This window comes from Rhodothermales bacterium (assembly GCA_040221055.1).
Taxonomy (GTDB): Bacteria; Bacteroidota; Rhodothermia; order Rhodothermales; family UBA10348; genus 1-14-0-65-60-17.
Genome location: JAVJVN010000022.1, coordinates 1 through 24,439 on the forward strand (window position 1 = coordinate 1; position 24,439 = coordinate 24,439).

The window sequence follows — 24,439 nt, forward strand, 5'->3', positions numbered from 1 at the left end:
GGGGGGGGTGGTTTGTGTTCCCGCCCCCTCAAAAAATGGGGGGGGGGGCCGCTCCCGCCCCCCCCCCCACAGGGTTCGTTCGTTCCGGCACACCGGGTTACTTCATGAGCACCATGGAGCGCGTGAAGACCTTGCCACCGGCTTCCATGCGGACCAGGTAGTTGCCGGTCGGCAAATCACCTGCTTCCCACGTAATCCGGTGCTGTCCAGGCTCCATGACCCGGTCGACCAGCATGCTGACCTCACGGCCGAGCACGTCGTAGACGGCTATCCGGACCGGGCCGCTTTCCGTCAGACCGAACGGGATGGTGGTCTGCGGATTGAACGGGTTCGGATAGTTCTGGTCGAGCGAGAACGCCGACGGCAATTCGCTTCCGGTCGGAGCTTCCTCCGTATCGGTGGCGAAGCTCGCCCGGATGTTGTGGTTCAGGTAGACGCCCGATCCACTCGTTCCGATGACCAACGTTTCGCTGGCCTGGTGCACGGCGAATGCGATGACCGGGATGTCGGCCAGACCGAGGTCGGTCCAGTCGCCCGTACCGCTGTCGTAGAACACCAGTCCTGCATTCCATGTGCCGGCGTAGATGTCGGAACCGACGAACTCGATGGTCCGCATCTGATAGACTTCACTGCCGTTGCCGTACAGGCTCCACGTGTAGGTCGGGAATCCACCCTGGTCATCATACACATAGACCCCAGCGTTGGTGGCAGCGAAGAGACGTCCGGTCGGACCGAACTTCAGGTCGAAGCCATTCGGATCGGCCAGTCCGTTTGCCACCGCACCGATCTGGTTCCACGTGGCGCCCTGGTCCAGGCTCTCGTAGATGCCATCGCCGAGCGTGCCCACGACAATCCGGTTGGAGTTATTCGGGTCGATCTGGATGGCCCACACCGGCTGGATGAAGGACTGCAGCTGCTGCCACGTGTCGCCACCGTCCAGGGACCGTACGATGGATCCCTCACCGGCCAGGTTGGCGCCGGCGTAGATGATGTCCTCGTCGTTCGGATCCACGGCCAGCGAAATGATCTGACGATCACCATAGGCCAGGAATTCCCAGTCACGACCGTTGTTCGTGGAGCGCCAGATGCCACCCAGTCCGTCGGCCCAGATGCCGATGAAGAGTGTACCGTCCGACGTGCGTGCAATTCCGAACGTCCAGAGGTTCTCCAGGCCACGGTTCATGCGCGTCCAGCAGTTGCCACCGTCGCTCGAGTAGAGGACGCCGTAACCATAGCTGGCGGCATAGATGTCGCCGTTGGGGGCAACCACCATGTCCTGGATGACCGCACTGGTCATGAAATTGGCCACCTGATGCGCCTGATCCGGGATGCCGTCGAAGTCCGTGTCGTAGATGACATAGATGCCTTCACCCGGCGCACCGGCGTAGACTTCGCCCTGGGCTCCAGCGGTCATGGATGCGACCGTGAAGATGGGCAGGTTGCCGATGGACTCCCATTCGAAGGAGACCTGGTTGAAGTAGTAGGCACCCGACTCACGTGCACCGGCGAGGATTTCGCCGTTGCCGCCCAGGCCGAGTGATTCAATCGGCTCGCTGTCGAGACCCATGCCATACTGGAACCAGCCGCCGCCACCGAAGACGTACACGCCGTCGGAGTTGGTACCGGCCAGCACAGCACCGGCAGGCGTCTGCAGCATGGTGTTGATCTTGCCGATGGGCAGACCCGCGCTGACGTCCGTCCAGGAGCCGGCCTCGTACTTCCACGCACCCGCTCCGGCCGAGGCCGCAATCAGACGGTTCGTATTCTCATCATAGACGAGCGAGAGGACCTGGTCGTTGAACGGGTCGCCGGCGACGGTACCGGTCGTGCCGGTGCCGAGGTCGATGAACATGACCTTCCCTTCCACAGCTGCATAGAGCAGGTTGTTGTTCAGGTCGAGGTCCAGGTCATTGACCGTATTCGTGCCGAGCTTGTACTTGCTCCAGTTTTCACCGCCGTCCGTCGAACGCCATACGCCGTCTCCGAACGTACCCACGTAGATGGCCGAGCCATTCGGGGTGGCCACGATGTCCTGGATGGCAGCGCCACCGTTGGACTGCATGAACACCGGCCAGTTCAGGCCCTGGTCGTTCGAGATGTGGACGCTGCCCACTTCCGAGCCGGCCAACACGATGTTGTGGTTCGGCTCGTACAGGATGGCATTGATGGTGCCGATGTCGGCGCACTCGGCGCGGGTGATGTCACCCGCTGCTCCGGGTCCGCGGGATTCCACCAGGGCGTTGTCCTGGTCATCCTCACTCGGTATACCGTTGCCTGGCGTCGAGTCGATGTCCGGCTGATCGACGGCCACCACCTGCGCGATGTTCTCGATCATGTTGGTGATGACCACCGTCGTGGTGATGGTGAGCACCTCCGTCTGTCCGGGCTCCAACGTTCCGATGGTCCAGTACCCGAGCTTCGTGGCTTCGTAGCCACCCTGCGTGGCACTCGATTCGACGAAGACCAGGCCGACCGGGATGATGTCACGGACAATGACGCCCGTGGCCGTACCTGGACCCTGGTTCCGGATGGTGATCGTAAAGGTCACGTCATCGTTCAGGGCCGGGCTCGACGTATCGACTTCCTTGACGAGCTCCAGGTCGACCGTGGTCAACTGGGGATCGTAGTAGTAGCCGAAGTCCGCATCGTCATAGGCATCACCCTGGGCCAGCGTGACCGTCATCGGGTCGTTGCCGGTGGACAGGACGTAGCCGAAGGGCACCGTATCGTCCCGGACATCCACGCAGTAGTCGCCTGCGGGCAGACCGGTGAACAGGTACGATCCGTTGGCCTGTGTCGTGCGGAGGGCGATCGGCGTACCGTTCGGTCCGCATGCACCGGCGTAGAGACGCACAAGGACGCCACCCAGACCGGGTTCGCCCGGATCCCACTGGCCGTTGTTGTTCTGATCCTGGAAGACCAGATCGCCAATGGAGCCCGTGACGGGTGCATTCACCGTGATCTCGACCGGGAAGCAGTCGTAATCGTCCTCGTTCACGTTGCCGTTGCCCGGCGTGGAGTCCGGGTCGTTGCCCGTGGCCGTGCCCACCTGGGCACAGTTCACTGCATTCCCGACAGCCGTGGCTTCGGCAAGGATGGTCAGCTGGGTCGACGCACCCGGCGCGAGGCTCGGGATGGTCCACTTCAGCGTTCCGTTGTTGTTGTTGAATACCACACCTGCGGCCGGAGCCGTCGACTGGATTTCAATCAGGGCATGCGGGAACGTATCCCAGATTTCGATACCGGTGGCCGCCTGTGCCGCCTGGGCGCTGTTCGTGAGCGTCAGCGTGTAGGTGATGAATCCACCCACCTGTACGGCGTTCACGTCAGCCGTCTTCTCGAGACTGAGGTCGATTTCAGGACCCTGCTGGGCCGCAAAGAAGCCGAAGTCATTCCCGGAATCCACGTTCCAGTAGTTGGCGAACACGGCGGTTTCCACGTTGTCCGTGGTCAGGGCAGAACCGGCCGGATAGGATCCAGGGAAGTCCGTGGTGACCACGAACGATCCGGTTTCCGGTACGAGCACGGCGTAGAAGCCGTTGGCCGGCGTCACGGTCGAGGAGAACACCGTGTCACCGCCGTCTACCTGGCCGTTGGTGTTCACATCGCGGTACACCGTGACCGTCACATTGTCCTGACCCGGCTCGCCGCCGTCACGCACGCCGTCCTGGTCGAGGTCCAGGAAGACCGTACCGGTGATGAAGTTCAGACCGGGATCGTCGACCGGAGGCGTCACTGTGGTGAAGCACGACGCGTCGTTGTTCGGGTTTGCATCCATCTGATCCAGTGCATGCACGGTCAGGCAGTTTTCCAGCGCGTCCGGAGCCGGTGTCGCCATGAAGCCCCAGTCCGATGCGGAGTAATAGCCCATGTCGCCGGGGCCGTCGTGGCTGAGCCATCCCCAGCCGCTCACGCCCGGTGTGGAACGGAATCCGAGGTCGTCATCCTCATTGCCGAGACGGAAGGTGTAATTGCCGTCCGACTTGCCGGTGAGGGCAAACGGGTCGCCGGCATTGAAGTAGGCCGTCGTGTAGAGCGGGGTGATGGTGCCGTTGTCGGTTTCGACGGTGACCAACAGGTCATCATCGCCACCGGCCGGAGCCACCGTGCCGTCGTACTGCATGTAGATTTCCCACAGACCGTCCTGCGAATAGGCCGCTCCGGTGTCGATCCCGCCCCAGGCGGTACCGAACAGGGTCACGGTCGATCCACCGTTCTCAATGCGCATGCGCATGTCCGACTGCGGGTGGTCGAAGTTGAACGTGATGGGCCCCGTTCCGGCATACAGCTGGTCAAGACGCAAGCCGTACGGCGGCGGTGCCTGCCCGTGCACCGGATGGTTGATGAGGCGGTAGAATCCATCCTGCAGGAAGCTGCCGGAGAACGTACCCGTCATCCAGTCCACCAACACGTTGACCGTGATCTGGGACGATGCACCGCCCGCCAGCGTACCGACGGTCCAGGTGATGGTGTGGGTGTTGGCGTCATAGACCACCCCGGCATTCGGATTCGCCGAGACAAACGATACGCCGTAGGGCAGTTCGTCCGTCAGGACCACACCGGTCGCCTGGGCATTTCCCATATTCGTGGCTGTGAGGGTGTACTCGATCGTGTCACCCAGGTCCGCGGCGCTCAGATCACCGTCCTTCTGGACCTTGATGTCCACCTCCGGAGGTGCCTGCTGCACGTAGAAGCCGAAGTTGTTGTTGGCATCGTGGTTGCCGAAGGAGGCAAAGAAGGCCGTTTCCACATTGTCGGTCGTCAGTACGGCGTTGGCCGGGTAGGTGGCCGGGTGAACCGACTCCACGACGAAGTGACCCACGGTCGGGATGGCCACCGAGTAGGTGCCGTTGCCGGCCGTCACGGTGGTCGCGTAGAGCGGCTCGCCGCCGTCCTTCACGCCGTTGCCGTTCAGGTCACCGTAGACGTTGATGGTCACGCCACCCTGGCCCGGCTCACCGCCGTCCAGGATGCCGTCCTGGTCGTTATCCTTGAATACGGTACCCGAGAGGCTGTTCGCACCCGGATCAACAGGCGGCGTATCCACACACGCCTCGTTGTTGGCCGCATTGCTGTCCGTCTCGTTCATGGCCGACAGTTCGACGCAGTTCTCCATGGCATCCGGTGCAGGATGTGCGGTGAACAGGAAGTCACTCGTGGCCTTGTGCGACAGCTGTCCGTCGCCGTTGTGCTTGAGCCATCCCCATCCGGAGATTCCGTCGAAGCCGCGGTGTCCGTTGTCATTGTCCTCGTCGCCGAGGCGGAACGAGAAATTGCCGTCGGACTTGGGCATGAGGTGGTAGACCTGGCCCGCGTTGAAGTATGCCGTCGTGTACAGGGGGGTGACACTGCCGTGATCGGTCTCGGCCGTCACGTAGAGGTCGTCGTCGCCAGGGACCTGGGAAACCGTCGTGTTGTAAACGAACTGGATGTTCCAGAGTCCGGCATTGGCATAGGCGCCACCCGTGTCGTTGCCGCCCCAGGCCTGGCCGTAGATCTCGATGGACGTACCGCCATTCAGGATGCGCATGCGCATGTCCGACTGGGCGTGCTCGAAGTCGAACGTGATGGGCGTCTTGCCACCGAACAGCTTGTCGAGACGCAGCCCGTAAAGGGGAGGTGCGACGGAGCCGTCCGGATGGTTCTGAAGCGTGTAGACGCCGTCCTGCAGGAATCCACCGGTATACGAGCCGGTCATCCAGTCGACCATCACGTTCACGACAAGTTGGGTCGATGCGCTCGGCGCCAGCGAACCCACCGTCCAGGTGATGGTGTGTGTATTGGCGTCATACGATACGCCGGCATTCGGGTTGGCCGATACGAATGCGACACCGTAGGGGAGCGCATCGGTCAGCACAACGCCTGTTGCAGGACCGTCACCGATATTGGAGGCCGTCAGCGTGTAGGAGAACGCATCGCCCAGATCCACGTCCGTTTCGCTGGCGGTCTTTTCGACCTTTACGTCCGGCGTGCCTGGATCGCGTTGCGGCTCATAGGAATGGCAGTCCTGATCATCCTCGTTCGCGTCGTCGTTGCCAGGCGTGGAGTCCACATCCGGTTCGTTGGCCGTCATGACTTCCGCGCAGTTCTCGACCGTGGAGGTCGCTGTTGACGTAGCGTTGATGGTCAGCGTCACCGATGCGCCCGGTGCCAGGTTGGCCGGCGACCACACCTTCGTGCCATTGTTGAATGAGCCCGAAGCGGTGGATGCCGATACGAACGTAGCGTTGGCGGGGAACGTGTCGGCGACCGAAATGCCGGTTGCCGTCGTGAACGTCGTGAAGAAGAAATCGTGGTCGTCCGAGCTGCCTCCGAATCCGGCGAAGGAAACGGCTTCGATGTTGTCGGTCGGGTTGACCGCCAGGTTGGCCACGCTCGAAAGATCGACGCGGACCAGGAAGTCGCCGTTGGCCGACACGTCGAACGTATAGCTGCCGTCGCCGGCGGTAACCGTGGAAGCCAGCAGTTCGTCTGTACCTGGCTCGTAGGTGCCCACCGTGCCGTTGTCACGGAACAGCTCGACCGTCACACCCGGAGCGGCAACGCCCGAGTTGGCCTGCGGGCTGTTGGCCAGGTCCGTGGTGGCATTGGTCAGGGTCACTGTGTATTCGATGGTGTCGAGGGCCTGCGTTTCCTGCACGGAGGCGGTCTTGTCGAGCTCCAGGTCGATGAGTGCCGGGTCCACGAAGACCGAGCCCATGATGACGTTGTCCGGCTCGGTGAGGCAGGCAATGCCTTCATAGTCGCCGAATCCGTTCACGCCCAGGTTCTCGATGAGGGTCGTGGTGGAGGAGAAGGGGCTGAGGCTGATTTCCACGACGGAGCGCGTGGCGTCACCGGTAATGGCCAAGAGGCGGCCGTCCGGGTAGAAACCGAGTCCTTCGACGTTCGGAACGTCCAGGTCACCGATGTCGGTGGTGGTGCCGTCGGTCTTGTTGATCAGGATGAGACGGCTGTCCTGGCCGCTCTCGTTCTGGATGGCGTACATCTTGCCGTCGAAGGTCGAAATGGCAATGTCATCGATGTCGTCCAGGTTGTTGATTTCATCGACACCCACGTAGTCGACGCCGGGTCCGAACGCATTCTTGACGACCTTCCCGGTGGTCACATCGACCTGGAACAGGACGTCCTCACCATTGCGTCGGGACGTGGCGTACATGATGTCCTGGAAGGGATCCCACGTCAGGCCGTCCACATCGCTCAGCGAGATGGTACCGAATTCACCCGATCCCGAACCGAATGAGCCCACCACCGTGGCCGCTCCGGTCAATACATTGATGGTGACGAGCTCATTGGCATCACCCCCATACAGGATGCCTGTCTCCGGAACGAACGCCAGCGCCTCCGTATTCGGCGTGCCCGTCATGCCGATATAGAACTCGTTGAACGAGCCATCCAGGAAGGTCAGCCCATCGGCGCTCCCGGATTTGAAGTTGTCATTGTCCGCAATCAGGTAGCAGAATGCGTCCTCAGGGTCGGGTACGGGATACACGTTCGCGTCGCAGAAGTCGATGTTCGAGATGCCCATGCCCGTCGTCCCGCTGGGATGCATCCACGACGTGCCGGAGAACGTGTAGGTGGTCGTACCGGCCTTCACTTTGCCGTTCTCGATGTACTTGTCCAGCGTGAACCCGACGTATTCAGTCGACGATCCGGACTTGAAGATCCAGCTCGTGACAGTGACGTATTCGCCGTCCACCAGGATCTGGACGTTGTTCTTGCCGATGTCCAGCCCTTCGATTTTGCACTCTGTTGCCACCCCTGCAAAGGTGGCGGGCACGGCCTGTGCCGTATTGGCGAACCAGCCCGGCAGGGCGGCGGCCAGAACGAGCACCAGGAAGGTGGATGCAACGAAGAGGGAACGGAATGAGGTTGTACGCATGGTAGTCTGGAAGCGGGAGTTGCTGCGGATTCCCGTGGGCGCTTCGCTTTTTGGGGTTGGTTGTGTAGTGCGCATGGTTGGCGCAGGACACGCTTTCTCAAACGGCGTGCCAAACGGGCTGAAAGGCCTCTATTTGGCTGGAAACACCGCCTGTCCGTGGTATCCGTCTCACTATGGAACCCGTAATTGACTTTTCTGGAATGTGCGGGTAGCTTCAATCCATCCATCCACCATTGCTCCTGTATGCTCCGGGTCCTGCTCGCCCTTCTCGCCGTCGTTTCCATTGTGCTGGCCATCGTCTTGGCAAGGCCCGAGCTGTATGGCGTCGCGGTCCTTTGCGTGGCTGGAGCCGTGGTTCTGACCACCGTCGGCATGAAGCGGCGCCATCGCGACGTGCCGGAGATCTACAGCGAGCTTCCCGAGCGGGAGGATGACGACCTGTCGGCACTGGGCATCATGGAAATCAAGCCCAAAGCCCCGTCTGCCGACCGGAAGCCTGCGGACGTACGGAAGCCCGTGGACATGCATGTTTCGGGTGACGAGGTCCGGGTCGGCTCGGATACGGACGATCACGTGCCGGCCGGCGTGGAGGCGAACGCCACCGGGAGTTCCGCCGAAGGTCCATCCCGTGAAGGGTCGCTCGGCAAGGCCCGGACGCGACCGCCGCGCGTGCGCATCATGGTTTCCGAGGCGTCCACGCCCCAGCAAGCCGATATTCTTATTCCCGCCTTCCGCTCCCTGCGCGCTTCAATCGATGCGTACACCGTGTGTCTGCTGCGGCAGGAGAATGGCACGCTGCGGTACCATGTGGAAGTCATGGTCAGCCAGAATTCCTACGCCCGGAGCGGCGGATCCTTCTCGGTAAGCGATCCACTCCTGGCCGGCAATCGGGCGTTGGTCCCGGTGGTTTACCCGCGCGTCGGTCCCAACGGCTTCGCCAAGAACAAGCTGGGGTATTACCACGAACCGATCGCCGTACGGCAGGTCGCCATGGTCCCGGTCGTTCCCAAGAAGCACGACGACCTGTTCATCCTGGTGGTCGATACCGTGAGCGACGGCGGTCTGGAAGCGGCCTCGGTCCGCGTCCTGCTCGAGCAGTACGCCCGTCTGGTGACGGCCATCCTGGATACCGCCGCGGACGGCGGATTGGCCGAATCGCGGGTGGACCACGCGAAACCCCGGCGGGACATCATATCCGACGAAATGGAGCGTTCCCGGACCCTCGGGAATCCGCTATCTTTGGCCCTGGTATTCCTGAACAAGGGTGAGGCGTTGGACGGAGAGGACCGGGAAACCCGGGTCGCGGAACTCGAAATCGCGTTCGAAGGCCGGCTGCGCGAGGTTGCCATCGATGCCCGGATTGAGCGGTTCGGCGAACTCACCTTCGGCGTATTCTACCACGGCGCGCGGCAGAACGTGGCCGCCTGGGCCAGTCGCATCCAGGATGCGTTCCGGGAGGACGAATCGGAATTGGTGGGCGGGGTGAGCGTGGGCGTGGTCGTGTATGGTCCCCAGCACGAATCGCCCGACGACCTCCGGTCCCATGCCACCGCAGCGTTGCAGGAAGCCTTCGAGACCGGGGAGTGCACCATCGTTGAATAGCCTGTTTGTCACCATCGTGCTTGACGGCGTCGGCATCGGCGCGGCGCCCGATGCCGCCGCGTACGGCGACGAGGGGAGTCACACACTGGGGCATGTCCTGGAAGCCTGCCGGCCGGACCTGCCGAATCTGGCGCGACTCGGTCTGGGCAACATTGCTCCGCTTCCCGGTCTGGCTCCGGTGTCGGATCCTGGCGCGGCCTACGGACGCATGCAGGAAGTATCGGCCGGCAAGGATTCCACCACCGGGCACTGGGAATTGGCCGGTATCCGGCTGGAAACGCCGTTTCCGACCTATCCTGACGGGTTTCCGGAGCCCGTCATAAAGCAGTTCCTGGACGTTACCGGCAGCACGCGCGTACTGGGCAACCGTCCGGAGTCCGGAACCGCCATCATCACCGAATTCGGCGCCGAACACCTTGCCACGGGCAATCCCATCGTGTATACGTCGGCCGACAGTGTCTTCCAGGTTGCGGCCCACGTGGACCGGGTTCCGCTGGAAACGCTCTACGACTGGTGCCGTCTGGCCCGCGAACAGGTCTGCACGGGCGAGCACGCGGTGGGGCGGGTGATTGCCCGACCCTTCACCGGGGAGCCCGGTGCGTTCGTCCGGCTCTCCGGAAAGCGCCACGACTATGCGCTCGCGCCCACCGCCGAGCCTCTCCAGTCCACCCTCCAGGTAGCCGGCATCCGGACGGTCTGTGTCGGGAAGGTGGCCGATCTGTTCGCCGGGGTCGGTTTCGACGAGGTCCGCAAGACCAGTGGCAACGCCGAGGGCATCCGGGAGACGCTCGTGGCCATGCAAGCCGCTACCGCCCAATCCACCTTCATCTGGACCAACCTCATTGACTTCGACCAGGAATTCGGCCACCGCAACAACCCGGAGGGATTTGCCGGTGCACTGGAGCAGTTCGACCGGGCCCTTCCGGACCTTCTGGCGGCGCTGCCCGACGGGGGACGCCTCCTGATTACGGCCGACCACGGCAACGATCCGACGACCGCGTCCACCGATCACGCCCGTGAATACGTCCCGCTGCTCTACGTCGGCGTGCCTCCGGTGGACCTGGGCATCAGGCACGGCTTCACCGATCACGCCGCAACAGTCGCGGATTATTTCGGTGTGCCGTACCCTGTGGACGGACAATCATTTGAACCCGCATGATACTCGGAAAGGTAATCGGCACCGTCTGGGCCACCCGCAAGGCGGAAAGCCTGCGCGGCTTGACGCTCCAACTCGTCCAGGAAGTCGAGGCGGATGGCTCGCCGAAGTCCCGCGTGGTGGTGGCCGTGGACAGCGTAGGCGCCGGTGTGGGTGAACTCGTGCTCTTCGCCCAGGGCTCAAGCGCCCGGCAGACCCCGGTCACCAAGGACAAGCCGGTCGATGCCGTCATCATGGCCATCGTCGACAAGATGGACCTCGAATGAACGTGGGCCGGGTCATGGGCACGGTGTGGGCCACCCGCAAGCAGGCCTCCCTGGAAGGCCGGCGCATGCTGGTCGTACAACCCATGACGTTCGCCGGAACGGACATCGGCTCGCCGCTGGTTGCCCTGGATTCCGTAAATGCCGGCGTCGGAAGCACCGTGATCTATGTCACGTCCACCGAGGCGACCATTCCGTTCAAGCCGACGCCCACCCCGGTGGATGCCACCATCGTGGGGATCCTGGACCGCATAGATCGGAAAGGATAGGAACTCAGCGCGACGTATCGCTCAAAAGCGGAACGAACTTGAAGTCGTCCAGGATTTCCTCTTCGAACGCATCGTCCCCCATCCGCGTAATCCGGTACATCTGCTGGACCGACCGGTCCCCGACCGGAATGACCAGGCGCCCCCCGGGCTTCATGCCTTCCGGCGCCCGCAACTGGGCCAGCAGCGGCTTGGGCACGGACTCGGCGCCGGCCGTGACGAGGATGCCGTCGAACGGCCCGACCGATTCCCATCCGTGTGTCCCGTCCCCGTACCGGCACACCGCCCGGTAACCCAGGCGCTTCAGCAACTCCGATGTCTTGTCATACAGGGGGCGGATCCGCTCGATGGTAAACACTTGCGCCCCCATTTCACACAGGACGGCGGCCTGGTATCCGCTGCCGGTCCCGATTTCCAGGATCCTCGAATCCGGTTTCACGCCCAGGATGTCGGTCTGGTAGGCTACCGTGAAGGGCTGCGAAATCGTCACGCCATGCCCGATGGGCAGGGCCACGTCGTCGTAAGCCCGGGTCAGCATGCCATGCTGCACGAACGCATGGCGCGGCACGGAGCCGATGGCGTCCAGGACCCGCTCGTTCGCTATGCCCTTTTCGCGGAGCAATGCAACCAATTCCTGGCGCCGTCGCTGGTATTTCGCTTCGGACGTGTTCATGCCTTTTCTACCGCGGACTCAGGTTCCGGAACGGCAATCCGGGGCGAGAGCGCCTCGGTCACATACTTGCTGATGGAAAGCACGGGAATATTCTGTTTCAATTCGCCGTCGCGGGCCACGGAAATCTGCCCCGTTTCTTCCGATACCACGATCACGAATGCATCGGAAACCTCGGTGACCCCCACCGCCGCGCGGTGCCGGAGCCCGAGATGCGGGCTCAGTTTCATGTTGGTGGATACCGGCAGGATGCATCGGGCGGCCTCTATCCGGCCGTCCCGGATGATGACCGCGCCGTCGTGCAACGGGTTCTGGGAATAGAAGATGGTCACCAACAGGTCCTCGCTGACCTGGGCATGCAGTTGCGCGCCCGTTTCGATATAGCTGCGCAGCCCGCTGGAGCGCTCGAACACGATGAGCGCGCCAATGCGCCGGTCACTCATGATTTCCACGGCGCGCACGATTTCGGATATCCGTTCCTCCTGGGCCGGCGACCGCATGATGCGCCGCACCAAGGGGTTCTGTCCCAACAGCAACAGCAGCCGCCGGATTTCCGGCTGGAACAGTACGATGACGGCCAGCACGAACACTTCGGAAATCGAACCGAACAGCGCGCGGAGGATGGTCATATCGGCCGCCGTCACGAGCACCTGGACAATATAGAGGGCCAGGATCCCCACCCCGATCTGCACGGCAATCGTACCGCGCATGAGCTGGTACAGTTTGTACAGCACGAACGCCACCAGGCCGATCTCAATGAGATCGACCACGCGGATGGGTATGATCCAGGGGATCAGGGTCATGCTGATTGGAGGTGTTGCCGGGCCCTGCAAAATACGCGCAGGAAGTCAGCGGTTTCCTTCACGTCGTGCGTGCGCACCATCCGGGCACCTCCAATGACGGCCAGCGCCGTCAGCGCGAGGCTGCCGGAAAGTCGGTCGTGGGGGGGTGGCACGGGAGCATCCTCCGGGTATGACGGGCGAAGTGCAGCACCAACGCTGCTTTTTCTGGATACACCGACCAGCACGGGAGAACCTACTGCCACGAGTTCCGGCAGGCGCGCGATCAGCGCGAGATTGACGTCCACCCGCTTGCCGAACCCGAAGCCGGGATCCAGCCATACGTCCCGGGCGCCGGACTCGAGGGCCCGCGCGCGCGCATCGGACAGCTCGGCCACAACCGATTCCACCGTAACCTCCGACGCATGCGGCATGGTGCCGGGCATGCCGACCGAGTGCATCAGACAGATCGGAACGTCAAACTCCGCTGCGACGGCCGCCATGGCGCGGTCGAACCGCAGGGCCGTGATGTCATTCAGCATGGCGGCGCCGGCCGCCAGGGCCTCGCGGGCCACGTTCGAGCGGAACGTATCGACGGAAATCCGGATGTCCGGATGATGCGATGCAAGGCGCTCGATGACGGGCAGAATGCGGCTGAGCTCCTGGCTCCCGGAGAGGAGGGGAGCACCTTCGCCGTATACCCCACCACCCGGCCGGGACGATGCGCCCCCGATATCGATCACATCCGCGCCCTCGGCCACCATTTCGGTGGCGCGGGCGGCGGCGGCATCGGGATCCATGAACAGGCCGCCGTCCGAGAAGGAGTCGGGCGTCACATTCAGGATGCCCATGATGAGCGGTCGGTCGGTATGGGGGATTCCGGGCATACCCGAATATAGAGCCTCGGGAGCAGACTGCACGGATCCGGACGGCTCGCATGGCATTGAACCAGCCATGCAGCCGACGGCCCCATGATCACCCTTCCCAAGCATTCCCAACCCCAGATCCTGAAGGATCGCCCGTGGCCTCCGCCCATCACGCCGCTCTGGATTGTACGGGCGTTCAAGGACGACCCGGTCGGGACCCAGACGCGCGTGCTGGTTGAACTCCTGGAGCGGGCCAAGGACACCGAATGGGGCCGGAAGTACGGATTCGAGGCCATCGCGCATGCCCGTGATCCGCGGGCCATGTACCGCGAGCGGGTGCCCGTGCATACGTATGATGCCATCCGGGCCGACGTGGATCGGCTCAGGGATGGGGCCGCGGACATCATGTGGCCGGGTCGCTTCCATCACTTTGCGGTCTCGTCGGGCACCGCATCTGCGGGCAAGATCATTCCGCTGTCCGTGGAAATGCTGGACAAGAACCGCTCCTTCAGTCTGGCGGCCGCCCTGTCGTATTTCGAGTCGACCGCCGACCCGTCCATGTTCTTCGGCAAGCTGCTGTCCATCCCCGGGCGCATTGAACCGGACCCCCGGTCGGCCGAAAGCCACATCGGGGAAGTATCCGGACTGCAGTTCCTGTTTGCGCCTTGGGTCATGAAGAACTATCTCCAGGCGGTTCCGGAGGATATCCTGTTCATGCCGCACTGGGAGAAGAAGCTCGATGCCATCGTGGCGCACACCATGGACATGGACATCCGGGCCATTGCCATGGTCCCGTCGTGGGCCATCGTCCTCTTCCGGAAACTGATGGCGGCCTGGAATGCCCGGCACGCCACGCAGGTCACCTCCGTCAAGGAGGTCTGGCCGAACCTGAAGGTGTTCTTCTCCGGCGGAGTGGCACTCTCGTCATACCGTGGGTTGATTGAGCAGCAGTTCGGGGGTTCGCTGGACTTCGTGGAGAGCTACGGCGCGAGCGAGGGATTCATTTCCTTCCAGGACGACCCGGCGCGACGGGACATGTTGTTGCACCTGGACAACGGGGTCTACTTCGAATTCGTGCCGGTCGATGAGCCGGAGCGCCGCCTGTCGATTGCCGAAGTGGAGGTGGGCGTACGTTACAGTATCCATGTCACCACCTGCTCCGGTCTTTGGTGCTATCCGGTCGGGGATGTGGTGCGGTTCACGTCCGTCAACCCGTATCGTCTGGAAGTGGCCGGCCGGACGAACGAAATGCTGGACAAATACGGCGAAGCGGTGTACGGCGATGAGGCCCGGCAGGCGCTCGAGAAAGCCTGCGCGGAGACGGGCGCCCGCATACGGGATTACCACATTGCCTCGGTCGAAGCCGCCCCCGATGTGCTGCCCGGACACCAGTGGCTGATTGAATTCGCGGTGGAGCCGGCCGATCCGGAGCAATTCGCCGGGATCCTGGACACGTACTTGATGGACGTCAACCGGCACTATGTCATCCGGCGTGAGGCGCAGGCGTTCCAGCCCCCAACCGTCGTTCCGTTGCCTGTCGGGACGTTTTTGTCGTGGCTCCAGGCGACCCGCGATCGCGTTGGTGCGCAATCCAAAGTGCCAAGAATGAGTGAGGATCGGAAAATTGCCGATTCCATCCTTCAAATTTCCGGAAACAATCCGTAATCCTGTCATATAAGGTTGTCCGAACGCCGAGCAGCCCAACGTCACGGCACTGTCACCAGGAACCAGATAGAGGAAGGGGAACATGTACGTCCCACGCCAGCAACGCATGCTGGACCAGTACCTGCAGGAAATCGGGCAGATTGCCCTTTTGACCCCGCAGGAAGAGGTCGAACTGGCTCGTCGCATCAAACAGGGTGACCAGGAAGCCCTGCACCGCCTGACGCGGGCCAATCTCCGTTTCGTCGTATCGGTCGCCAAGAAGTACCAGGGTCAGGGCCTGACGCTGGCCGATCTCATCAATGAAGGCAACTACGGCCTCATCAAGGCTGCCCAGCGGTTCGATGAGACGCGGGGGTTCAAGTTCATTTCCTATGCCGTGTGGTGGATCCGCCAGGCCATCCTGCAGGCGCTGGCCGAGCAGAGCCGCGTGGTCCGTCTGCCGTTGAACCGGATTGGCACCATCTCCAAGATCCGCAAGACGAGCGCCCGCCTGTCGCAGGAGCATGAGCGTCAGCCGAACATCGAGGAGCTGGCCAAGGAACTGGATGTGGACGTGGAGAAGGTCCGCGAAGCCATGCAGCACACGGGTCGGCACCTGTCCATGGATGCGCCCTTCAACGAGGACGACGACAACAGCCTGCTCGACGTGCTTCCGGACGAGGATGACATCAAGCCGGACGACACGCTCATGGACGAGTCGCTCAAGATCGACATTGAGCGCGCCCTCAGCCTGCTGCACCCCCGGGAAGCTGAAATCACGCGCCTCTACTTCGGGATTGGCCGAGAGCATCCGCTGACGCTCGAGGAAATCGGGCAGCGCTTCGGTCTCACGCGCGAACGCGTGCGTCAGATCAAGGAGAAGGCCCTCCGCAAACTCCGCCAGAAGCACCGCCGCGAAGAGCTGCAAATGCACATCGGCTGAGTATCACCCGCCCATCCATGGCGGGTTTGTGGCCGCAACCTCACGGTGCACCGGACACGGTTCCTGATGCGCCCCCGGCAGATAGCCGATGCTCATGAGGAATTCCCCCGTGATCTCTCCCCCCGTGAACCGGAAGGTCTTCCTGAACAGCTTCACCCATTCCGGTTTGGAAAGGGGATGATGATGCGCCAGCCAGGCGGCGAATGAGCCGAATCCGGCCTGCAGTTCCACGATGCGCCGCGCGTTGTGGATGGCCGCATCCACTTTCAGGCGGTTCCGGATGATTCCGGCATCCGCCAGCAGCCGCGCCCGCTCCGCGTCCCCGTATCCGGCCACCGTTGCGATATCGAACTGGTCGTACGCCTGCCGGAAGCCCTCCCGTTTCTTCAGGATGGTCAGCCAGGAGAGTCCTGCCTGGTTGATTTCCAGGATGAGCCGTTCGAACAGCACCCGGTCGTCGTCCACCGGAAACCCGTATTCGGTATCGTGATAGGGACCGTGGAACGGGTGGTTCGGGGCGGCTGAGCAATAGCCGGAGAGGGCTGCCTTATGGGGGTGATTGTCTGGGTCGGGCATGGATGCAGGGGTTTCGGGTCAATCAGGCGTCAAGTCAATCGGGCGCCAAACGCGCTCCGCCTCGAACGCATTTGGTGGGCGCCGGTTTATCCGGTTCAGGCTATTCGTACATTCCGTTTATCGACATCAACTGACCGCGCGCACCCATGTCCTGGCTCAAGCACGTTATCGTGGACCTGGCCATCACGGCCGTCATCATCCTGTACGCCCTGCAGGGCCCCGAATGGGCCTGGTGGATCCTGGTCATCTACACGCCCCTGCTCATCGTCCTGAAGTTGCTGGCCATGTCATCGGGCGTGGCGGGCGCGGTCAAGGCGAAGGGGGGCAACGAGCCGCCGGACTGGTTCTTCCACGTCATCTATGCCGTGAGCGTCCTGCTCCTGTTGCGCGCCGACGATTACCTGTTGGCTGCCGGCTGGGCGGTCATCTGGATCCTGTCGGCGGTCGGCCTGGCCCGTTCGCGCCCGTCAAAGTCACGCTCGACGAAATCCAACGCAGCGAAGAAGTAACCCGTGCTCACCAACTGGTACACACTGTACCATCTTGTGGCGGAATGGCGCCCGGACATGGTGGGCGCCCGCGTGGTCGATGCGTATTCCCAGCACCGCGGCAGCCTGAAGCTGGTGCTCGAATCATCAACCGTACGCACACTCTCCATTTCCCTCCAGGCCCCGCACCGGCACCTGTTCATGTACGAGGGATCGAACCGGGCGCGCAAGAATGTCGCAGACCTCTTTCCCGACGCCCTGGGTCGCCATGTAACGGATGTGCGCTTGGCGGACCGGGACCGCATCCTGTACATCGATCTTTCGGAGGGGCTCCAGTTCGTGGTGGTTCCCTTCGGTCCGCGGGCCAATGTTTTCCTGATGCGCTCCGCGCCCGGCACCGAGCCCATCGATACGTTCCGGGGAGACGATACGCCTCCCGATCCCCGACCGGCTACCTCGCCGGATGCCCTTTTTCCGAAGCCCCTGAAAAAGGAGGTCCAGCAGGTGCTGGCTCATGAGCCCGGCCTGGACCAGGAAGAGGCGGCCCAGGCCCTCCACGCCCGGCTGTTGGCCTCGCCCGAACCGGTGGTCTATTGGGACGGCGACTGGCCGGAGGTGCTGTCCGTGGTGCCGCTGGGCCACCTGGAGGGTGCGCTCCGCCCCGAGCACTTCGCCAATGTGAACGCTGCGGTCCGGACCACCGCCCGAAGCCGGATGGCGCAGGCCCGGTTCCACGCCCGCTGGAAGCCGCTGGTCCAGCGGGTCGAGGCGCGGCTCGGCCAGGTCTCGTCGTCGCTCGAGCGCATGCTCGAGGAACTCGACCGGCCGAGCCGCGCCGACACCTACGAGCGGAACGGGCACCTGCTCATGGCCAGCAGCCACGCCATTCCGGCCGGTCTGGACGGCGTGGAGCTCGAGGACATCGTGGGCGGGGAGGGTGTCGTCCACATCGCGTTGGATCCCGCCCTGTCTGCTGTCCGGAACGCCGAGCGCTACTACGACAAGGCGCGTCGGACACGACTGGCACGCGAGAATGCCCTGGAGCGTCTGGAAGACGTCGAGGCCGAGCGCGACCGGTTGCGCGTCGTGTCCGACGCGCTGGCTGCCGTCCGGACCCTCGATGAGCTGGATGCGGTCCAGGAAGCGCATGCCGGCGTCATCGACGGGCTGCAGCGCGGCGGTGACTCCAGCGATGCCGTTCCGTACCGGCGATTCGCCCTGGACGGCGGGTACGAAGTATGGGTGGGCAGGAATGCCCGGCAGAACGACCAGCTGACATTGCACGACAGCCGCAAGTATGACCTCTGGATGCACGCCCGGGGCGTGGCGGGGTCGCACACGGTCCTCCGCGTGAAAGGCCGGACCGATCGGCCACCCCGGTATATCATTGAGCAGGCGGCGGCCATTGCCGCGTATTTTTCCAAGGCACGAACGAGCGCCATGGCCCCGGTCATGATGACCGAACGCAAGTATGTCCGGAAACCCCGCAAGGCCGTGGCCGGCGCCGTGGTCGTGGAACGTGAAGAAGTTGTCATGATCGAACCCGGATTGCACGGAAAGGCGTTTTGAATCCAGCTCCATCCCCAACGTCCCACCTCGTGGGCGTAATGCACCAAACCGGACCGATTGAATGACGTGGTGGGAATCCCTGTTGCTCGGCCTCATCCAGGGCCTGACCGAGTTCTTGCCGGTGTCCTCGTCGGGGCATCTCGTGCTGGCACAGCACATCCTGGGGATCGCGCCGGGTGAGGACGGGGTATTGTTCGAGGTCATGGTGCACTTTGGGACGTTGCTGTCCATTGTATTCGTGTACAGGGCGCGCATCGGTTCGCTCCTGGCCGGCTTCCTGGGCACCGTTGTCCGCCCGGCCGCCTGGCAGGATCACTACAGGGAAAAAGGCGAATTCCACCTGGGCGTCATGATCCTCCTGACCATGATCCCGACCGGACTCATCTACGTCCTGTTCTCGGACTTTTTCGAGGCATCGTTCTCCCAGCCCCGGTTGGCCTCGGGTGCGCTCCTGGTGACGGGGGTGTTGCTCATGCTGACGGTTCTCCGGCCAAACCCCGACGGTCCGCTGACGGGCGGGAAGAGCCTCCTGGTCGGTCTTGCCCAGGCCATGGCCATGATCCCCGGCATTTCCCGGTCCGGCTCCACCATCTGTACGGCGCTGTATCTCAACGTATCGCCCGTACGGGCCGCCGACTTCTCCTTTCTCATGCTCATTCCCGTGGTTTTCGGGGCAACGCTGCTGAAGGTGGGGGAGGCGCTGTCTGTCGCATCGCAAGCGAATTGGACACTCATGATCTTGGGTGCGGCGGTGGCATTCGTGTCCGGAATCTTCGCCATCCGCATTGTCCTGGACTTCGTCCGGCGCGGAAAGCTGCAGTATTTTGCTGTCTACTGCTTTATTGTCGGCGGGCTTGGTCTCATTTTGATATGAAACCCTTAAGCTGGACGCGGGCTGCCCGATAACGAGGGTGTAACCAACACCATCACCCCATCGGAATGAAGTACCGCATCTATGTCGTCGACGACGACCGGCACTATGCCCGCATGCTGAGCTACCGGCTCGACAAGAATGCGAGCTACGAGGTCGAAGTCTTCAACAACGGGGAGGACGTGCTCAAGAATCTGGGTACGCCACCCGACCTCATCCTTCTGGATATCATGATGCCGGGTATGGACGGGGTCGAGGTACTCAGACATGTGGTGGCCCGTGCGCCCGGCGTACCGGTCATCATGGTTTCCGCGCAAGGGGTCATCGATACGGCGGTCGAAGCCATGAAGCTCGGCGCCTATGACTACATCACGAAAGGTCAGGACGACCTGGTGAAGCTCGATTCCGTGGTCCGGAACGTGCTCGAGAAAGTCTCCCTGGAACGCGAAGTGGAGACGCTGCGCGACGAAGTGAAGGAGAAGTACCAGGTGAAGGGGCTCATTGGCGACAGCGGCCCCATGCACCACGTGTACCGCCTCATCCAGAAGGCAACGCGCGGGGATCTGACCGTGGCCATCCACGGCGAGAGCGGGACGGGCAAGGAGCTCGTAGCCAAGGCCATCCATTTCAATTCAAGCCGGAATCGCGGCCCCTTCGTGGTCGTGAACTGTGCGGCCATCCCCCGGGACCTCATGGAAAGTGAGTTCTTCGGGCACGAGAAAGGGTCGTTCACCGGCGCGCATGCCCGCAAGATCGGCAAATTCGAACAGGCCGACGGGGGCACCATTTTCCTGGACGAAATCGGCGAGTTGGACCTGGACCTCCAGGCCAAACTGCTGCGCGCCCTGCAGGAAGGCGAAATCACCCGGGTGGGTGGCAGCGATACCATTGAATTCAATGCCCGCGTCATCAGCGCGACCAACAAGGACGTCGTTCAGATGATTCGCAACGGCACGTTCCGCGAAGATCTGTACTACCGGCTGTTCCAGTTCCCGGTCCCGCTTCCACCCTTGCGCGAACGCGGATCGGACCTGCTGGTCCTGGCCAATTACTTCCATCGCGAATACACGAAGGCGCATCCCGAATTCAAGGGCAAGACCCTGTCGGCGGGCGCCCGTCGCGCCATTGCCAACCACCGCTGGCCCGGCAACGTGCGTGAGCTGAAGAGCGCCATTGAACGCGCTATCCTGCTCTCCGACGAAGAAGAAATCTCGGCCGCGGACCTCATGATTTCCGACGTCAACCCCATTTCACCGTGGGCCGACCGGATGACCCTGGCCGAAGCGGCGGAGACCAATTTCTCGGCACCGTCCACGAACGGCGTTCATTCGGACGACGACGATGATGACGCCGACGAGGATGCCATCAGCATTGAAAGCTCGGACGGCGGCATCGTGTCGCTGGAAGAGTTGAAGCACCGGGCCGTAGAACGGGCGTACCGGCTGTGCGAACAGAACGTGGACCGGGCCGCTGTCGAACTGGGCATTGGCCGGGCTACCATGTATCGGCTCCTGAAGAAGTACGATATGATGTAGGCGCACCTTTCGGCCGGGCACGCGTACAACACGGGGTGCTTCAACGGTATATTGCGCCATGCGACTGACTGAATACGAACGAAAGGCCCAACGCGAAATCGAGGAATGGCAACACGGGGATGCATCCCTGATTGCCCAGGCCATGAATTGGGCCATGCAGCCCATGGATTGGGTGGTCCGCCGGGCCGTTCCGGCCGACATGGTGGATCAGGCCGATCGCTCCATCAGTGATTTCCTGTCCATGCTGAGCGATGCCTCCGCATGGACGTACGACCCCGATGAAGTCCTGGCCGCCGCGCGCAATGCCGGTCTGGAGGTGGAACAGGTCCGGGATCTGAGGGATCGTCCGCTCGAAACCCTGGACAAACTCGCCAAGGCATACGTCTCGGAAAACGCCATCCTGGCGGCGGTTGAAGGAGGTGGCACCGGCCTGGGCGGCGCGTTCCTGATTGCCGCCGACATCCCGCTCCTCTTCACCATCAACCTGCGGCTCATCCAGCAGATCGGTGCAGCGTACGGGTTTCCGGTGAAAGGCCCCGAATACCGGGCCATTGTGCTCTCCATCTTCAACGTCGCTGCCTCATCGGGACGCGAAGCCAAGAACGAAGCGCTCCGCGAAATCACGGTGGCCGCGGCTGCGTTTGCCGGTGAGCTGGGGTACAAGGGCCGCGTCAGCGGCACGTTCCGGGACCAGAACCGGCATCTGCCCCGCGAAATTGCCAAGAACATCGTGGGCCGGAAGCTCGCGCAAGCCATTCCCATTGCCGGAGCGGCTGTCGGCGCCGGAATCAACTATTGGTTCACAACCGAGACCGCCGAAACGGCCTATATGTTGTTCCGGGCGTTGTACCTTGAGCGAAAAGAACGCTCCTGATGTCCCTCGTCGCCATCGTGGGTCGCCCGAATGTGGGCAAGTCCACGCTTTTCAACCGCCTCACCGAGGATCGTCGCAGTATTGTGGACGATCAGCCCGGCGTTACACGTGACCGCGTATATGGTCATGTGGAATGGGGTGGCCGCACGTTTTCCGTGGTCGATACGGGAGGATTCGTGCCGCAGTCCGAGGATCGCTTCGAGGCTGCCATACGGGAGCAGGTGCTGCTCGCCATCGAGGAGGCCGACCTCATCCTGTTCGTCGTGGATGTCACGGTAGGCATCACGGATCTGGATGATGAGATGGCCAAGCTCCTCAGGCGCAGCAATCGGCCCGTCCTGCTGGTTCCCAACAAGGCGGACAACGATGAGCGCCGGTGGGATGCGAACGCGTTCTATACGCTGGGATTCGAAGAGATGTATGCGCTGTCGTCCATCAACGGGATGGGCACCGGAGACATGCTGGACCGCGTCCTGGAGCTCTTGCCCCCGGAGCCCGAGCCTGAGCCCGATGCACGTCCCCGGATTGCCATCATCGGCCGCCCGAACGTGGGCAAGTCCTCGCTGACGAATGCCCTGTTAGGCACGGACCGGTCCATCGTGACCGAGATCAGCGGCACCACGCGTGACTCCATAGATACCGCGCTCGTCTACAAGGGTCGGGACATCGTCCTCGTGGATACCGCAGGTCTGCGCCGGAAAGCACGCATAAAGGAGAACGTGGAGTTCTACTCCTGGCTTCGGACGGAGCGGGCCATTGAGACCTGCGACGTCGCCGTGTTGCTCATTGATGCCAGTGAAGGCCTCGAAGCCCAGGACATCCGCGTCTTGACGAGCGCCGAGCGCATGAAAAAAGGCCTCGTGATCGGCATCAACAAGTGGGACCTGTACGCCGAGAAGGAGACCAATTCCGTGCGGGATTACGAACGGCTCATTCGTGCCCGGCTGAAGACGCTCGAGTACATCCCCATTTTCACGATCTCCGCCGTCACCAAGCAACGCATTTACAAGGTGCTCGACGAGGCCCTGGCCGTCATTGACCGCCGCGGCAAGCGCGTGACGACGAGCGAGCTGAACGACGTCATCCTGCCGGCCATCCAGCGGGTGCATCCGCCCACGTACCGCGGGCACCACGTCAAGATCAAGTTCGCCACGCAGGTCCGCGCCGATCCGCCGGTCTTCAACTTCTTCTGCAACTACCCGAAGGGTGTGAAGGAGTCCTACCGGCGCTACCTGGAGAACCAGCTCCGCGAAGCCTTCGACTTCCAGGGCGTCCCGCTGACCCTGACGTTCAAGGAAAAGAGCTGAACTGTCCGCCGCAGGTCGCCAATCGAGAATGCGCTGCCGGTGTGAAGTCCGGTTTCACGGGCACGAATTTGTGCACTGGAATGGCAGCGCAGCGTCGCGTATGCTGAAAGGAGGGGCATTGCTGTGATGTACCCAGGTTACACCAAGCCCCGTCTGGCACCATGAAGTTTGCTCACCTTCTCAGAACCTGTGCTATCCCCCCCCTGATTCTCTTTGTTGCCATCCTCCTCGGGATATCGCGTCCTGCGGGAGCGCAGATTGAATTGGACAGTGCAGGGAGAATAGGCGTTGGATCCGCGACTCCTGTCTCAAACACGCAGCTGAAACTGAGCACGAGTTTGGCTGGCGGCATTTCCATCTTTTCAACCGGAAGTTCCGGAGCTGATACGTACGGCTTGTATTCAAGCATTTCAACCGGCGGTACATATCAGTATGGAGTGTATGGAGAGGCGTCAACGTCTGCGACCAAGAATTATGGATCAGCAGGAAAGGCCACCGGAGCGACGCACAATTATGGTTCCTACGGTATCGCGGGGTCAGGCTCTGCTATTGGTGCGTATGGGTGGGCTCTGTCTGGTACAACTCGCTACGGGATATATGGCGGTGTAACTTCTCCGGGAGCGAGTGATTATGGCGTGTATTCGTACGGCAACATGTACACGACCGGTACGCTGACTCAAATGTCCGATGGGAGATTCAAGAGAGATATATCAGGAATTCCCGACAACATCAAGTCTGGCCTCCTGAGTAGCAATCCGGCCAGATACAGGTTCGCCACATCTGCGGAATTGACAGCCTCAGGGCTCCCCGAGGCATCACTTTCATCCGGGATTCGCTATGGCTTCGTTGCTCAAGAGATGCAGGTTTATTTGCCAGAACTGGTTACCAACGAGACGTTGACCGTCCTTCCTCCCGATGAGGACGCGTTGGAGCCGAGCTTGACTGAAACTCTGGGAATAAATTACATCGAACTGATCCCGATTCTAGTCGCTATTGTCCAGGATCAACAGGCTCAGATCGAAGCTCTTCAGACGGCCGTTCGTGGCGCGGGTATTGAGCTGCCTGATTCAGAATCAGACAATAAATAACTGAGTCAATTCACTTGGGTCGTGAATTTGCAGCATGATGAGATTGAAAGAACTTTCGAC

The 24,439-nt window shown here is 62.2% G+C and carries 18 protein-coding genes; 13 read left to right on the forward strand and 5 right to left on the reverse strand.

What is annotated here, in order from left to right; genetic code table 11:
• Window positions 1-97 precede the first annotated feature (97 nt).
• Window positions 98-7,882, reverse strand: coding sequence for an SdrD B-like domain-containing protein (locus RIE53_13695; protein ID MEQ9105738.1), 7,785 nt, complete (start codon window positions 7,880-7,882; stop codon window positions 98-100).
• A 243-nt stretch (window positions 7,883-8,125) separates the two neighbouring features.
• Between RIE53_13695 and RIE53_13700 the strand changes: the two genes are divergently transcribed.
• Genes RIE53_13700 through RIE53_13715 form a run of 4 tightly spaced genes read left to right on the forward strand, consistent with a single transcriptional unit; the run spans window position 8,126 to window position 11,172 of the window.
• Window positions 8,126-9,484: a hypothetical protein gene (locus RIE53_13700; protein MEQ9105739.1), complete on the forward strand. Its 1,359-nt coding sequence runs from the start codon at window positions 8,126-8,128 to the stop codon at window positions 9,482-9,484.
• Between the two features lie 16 nt (window positions 9,485-9,500).
• A complete protein-coding gene (locus tag RIE53_13705) occupies window positions 9,501-10,643 on the forward strand; it encodes a phosphopentomutase (protein MEQ9105740.1) in 1,143 nt (380 codons plus the stop codon).
• Window positions 10,640-10,906 carry a EutN/CcmL family microcompartment protein gene (locus RIE53_13710; protein MEQ9105741.1) on the forward strand — a complete coding sequence of 89 codons (267 nt, stop codon included), beginning with the start codon at window positions 10,640-10,642 and terminating at the stop codon, window positions 10,904-10,906. Before RIE53_13705 ends, RIE53_13710 begins: the two co-directional genes overlap by 4 nt.
• A 14-nt stretch (window positions 10,907-10,920) precedes the next feature.
• Window positions 10,921-11,172: a EutN/CcmL family microcompartment protein gene (locus tag RIE53_13715; protein ID MEQ9105742.1), complete on the forward strand. Its 252-nt coding sequence runs from the start codon at window positions 10,921-10,923 to the stop codon at window positions 11,170-11,172.
• Between the two features lie 4 nt (window positions 11,173-11,176).
• Here RIE53_13715 and RIE53_13720 read toward each other — a convergent pair whose 3' ends face one another.
• Genes RIE53_13720 through folP form a run of 3 tightly spaced genes read right to left on the reverse strand, consistent with a single transcriptional unit; the run spans window position 11,177 to window position 13,505 of the window.
• On the reverse strand, window positions 11,177-11,842 hold the full coding sequence (locus tag RIE53_13720) for a protein-L-isoaspartate(D-aspartate) O-methyltransferase (protein ID MEQ9105743.1): 666 nt from the start codon (window positions 11,840-11,842) through the stop codon (window positions 11,177-11,179).
• Window positions 11,839-12,642, reverse strand: coding sequence for a diadenylate cyclase CdaA (gene cdaA / locus RIE53_13725; protein ID MEQ9105744.1), 804 nt, complete (start codon window positions 12,640-12,642; stop codon window positions 11,839-11,841). Before cdaA ends, RIE53_13720 begins: the two co-directional genes overlap by 4 nt.
• On the reverse strand, window positions 12,639-13,505 hold the full coding sequence (gene folP / locus RIE53_13730) for a dihydropteroate synthase (protein MEQ9105745.1): 867 nt from the start codon (window positions 13,503-13,505) through the stop codon (window positions 12,639-12,641). The genes cdaA and folP overlap by 4 nt, the downstream gene beginning before the upstream one ends.
• 84 nt (window positions 13,506-13,589) lie before the next feature.
• On the opposite strand from folP, the gene RIE53_13735 reads away from it, so the two are divergent.
• Together RIE53_13735 and RIE53_13740 are read left to right on the forward strand one after the other, a co-directional pair.
• Window positions 13,590-15,149: a GH3 auxin-responsive promoter family protein gene (locus RIE53_13735; GenBank protein ID MEQ9105746.1), complete on the forward strand. Its 1,560-nt coding sequence runs from the start codon at window positions 13,590-13,592 to the stop codon at window positions 15,147-15,149.
• An 82-nt stretch (window positions 15,150-15,231) separates the two neighbouring features.
• Window positions 15,232-16,071 (forward strand): RNA polymerase sigma factor RpoD/SigA, encoded by an 840-nt coding sequence (locus tag RIE53_13740; protein MEQ9105747.1) that lies wholly within the window; start codon window positions 15,232-15,234, stop codon window positions 16,069-16,071.
• A gap of 3 nt (window positions 16,072-16,074) precedes the next feature.
• On the opposite strand, the gene RIE53_13745 is transcribed toward RIE53_13740, so the two are convergent.
• Window positions 16,075-16,647 carry a DNA-3-methyladenine glycosylase I gene (locus RIE53_13745; GenBank protein MEQ9105748.1) on the reverse strand — a complete coding sequence of 191 codons (573 nt, stop codon included), beginning with the start codon at window positions 16,645-16,647 and terminating at the stop codon, window positions 16,075-16,077.
• 146 nt (window positions 16,648-16,793) lie between these two features.
• Here RIE53_13745 and RIE53_13750 point away from each other — a divergent pair, with 146 nt between their 5' ends.
• From RIE53_13750 to RIE53_13780, 7 genes are all read left to right on the forward strand, one after another.
• A complete protein-coding gene (locus RIE53_13750; protein ID MEQ9105749.1) occupies window positions 16,794-17,156 on the forward strand; it encodes a hypothetical protein in 363 nt (120 codons plus the stop codon).
• 3 nt (window positions 17,157-17,159) lie between these two features.
• Complete coding sequence (locus tag RIE53_13755; protein ID MEQ9105750.1) at window positions 17,160-18,704, forward strand: NFACT RNA binding domain-containing protein; 1,545 nt, start codon at window positions 17,160-17,162, stop codon at window positions 18,702-18,704.
• A 61-nt stretch (window positions 18,705-18,765) separates the two neighbouring features.
• Entirely contained in the window at window positions 18,766-19,578 is an 813-nt protein-coding gene (locus RIE53_13760; GenBank protein ID MEQ9105751.1) for an undecaprenyl-diphosphate phosphatase, read from the forward strand.
• A gap of 65 nt (window positions 19,579-19,643) precedes the next feature.
• Window positions 19,644-21,110: a sigma-54 dependent transcriptional regulator gene (locus tag RIE53_13765; GenBank protein ID MEQ9105752.1), complete on the forward strand. Its 1,467-nt coding sequence runs from the start codon at window positions 19,644-19,646 to the stop codon at window positions 21,108-21,110.
• Between the two features lie 58 nt (window positions 21,111-21,168).
• Window positions 21,169-21,984 (forward strand): EcsC family protein, encoded by an 816-nt coding sequence (locus RIE53_13770; GenBank protein MEQ9105753.1) that lies wholly within the window; start codon window positions 21,169-21,171, stop codon window positions 21,982-21,984.
• Window positions 21,984-23,291 (forward strand): ribosome biogenesis GTPase Der, encoded by a 1,308-nt coding sequence (gene der, locus RIE53_13775; protein MEQ9105754.1) that lies wholly within the window; start codon window positions 21,984-21,986, stop codon window positions 23,289-23,291. Before RIE53_13770 ends, der begins: the two co-directional genes overlap by 1 nt.
• Window positions 23,292-23,452: 161 nt before the next feature.
• Window positions 23,453-24,379 (forward strand): tail fiber domain-containing protein, encoded by a 927-nt coding sequence (locus tag RIE53_13780; GenBank protein ID MEQ9105755.1) that lies wholly within the window; start codon window positions 23,453-23,455, stop codon window positions 24,377-24,379.
• Window positions 24,380-24,439 lie beyond the last annotated feature (60 nt).

Coding starts and splice junctions, on each gene's coding strand:
- RIE53_13735 (MEQ9105746.1), top strand. CDS start 13,590: ATGATCACCCTTCCCAAGCATTCCCAACCCCAGATCCTGAAGGATCGC.
- RIE53_13770 (MEQ9105753.1), top strand. CDS start 21,169: ATGCGACTGACTGAATACGAACGAAAGGCCCAACGCGAAATCGAGGAA.
- RIE53_13700 (MEQ9105739.1), top strand. CDS start 8,126: ATGCTCCGGGTCCTGCTCGCCCTTCTCGCCGTCGTTTCCATTGTGCTG.
- cdaA (MEQ9105744.1), bottom strand. CDS start 12,642: ATGACCCTGATCCCCTGGATCATACCCATCCGCGTGGTCGATCTCATT.
- RIE53_13765 (MEQ9105752.1), top strand. CDS start 19,644: ATGAAGTACCGCATCTATGTCGTCGACGACGACCGGCACTATGCCCGC.
- der (MEQ9105754.1), top strand. CDS start 21,984: ATGTCCCTCGTCGCCATCGTGGGTCGCCCGAATGTGGGCAAGTCCACG.
- RIE53_13710 (MEQ9105741.1), top strand. CDS start 10,640: ATGATACTCGGAAAGGTAATCGGCACCGTCTGGGCCACCCGCAAGGCG.
- RIE53_13780 (MEQ9105755.1), top strand. CDS start 23,453: ATGAAGTTTGCTCACCTTCTCAGAACCTGTGCTATCCCCCCCCTGATT.
- RIE53_13750 (MEQ9105749.1), top strand. CDS start 16,794: ATGTCCTGGCTCAAGCACGTTATCGTGGACCTGGCCATCACGGCCGTC.
- RIE53_13720 (MEQ9105743.1), bottom strand. CDS start 11,842: ATGAACACGTCCGAAGCGAAATACCAGCGACGGCGCCAGGAATTGGTT.
- RIE53_13715 (MEQ9105742.1), top strand. CDS start 10,921: ATGGGCACGGTGTGGGCCACCCGCAAGCAGGCCTCCCTGGAAGGCCGG.
- RIE53_13760 (MEQ9105751.1), top strand. CDS start 18,766: ATGACGTGGTGGGAATCCCTGTTGCTCGGCCTCATCCAGGGCCTGACC.
- folP (MEQ9105745.1), bottom strand. CDS start 13,505: ATGCCCGGAATCCCCCATACCGACCGACCGCTCATCATGGGCATCCTG.
- RIE53_13745 (MEQ9105748.1), bottom strand. CDS start 16,647: ATGCCCGACCCAGACAATCACCCCCATAAGGCAGCCCTCTCCGGCTAT.
- RIE53_13740 (MEQ9105747.1), top strand. CDS start 15,232: ATGTACGTCCCACGCCAGCAACGCATGCTGGACCAGTACCTGCAGGAA.
- RIE53_13695 (MEQ9105738.1), bottom strand. CDS start 7,882: ATGCGTACAACCTCATTCCGTTCCCTCTTCGTTGCATCCACCTTCCTG.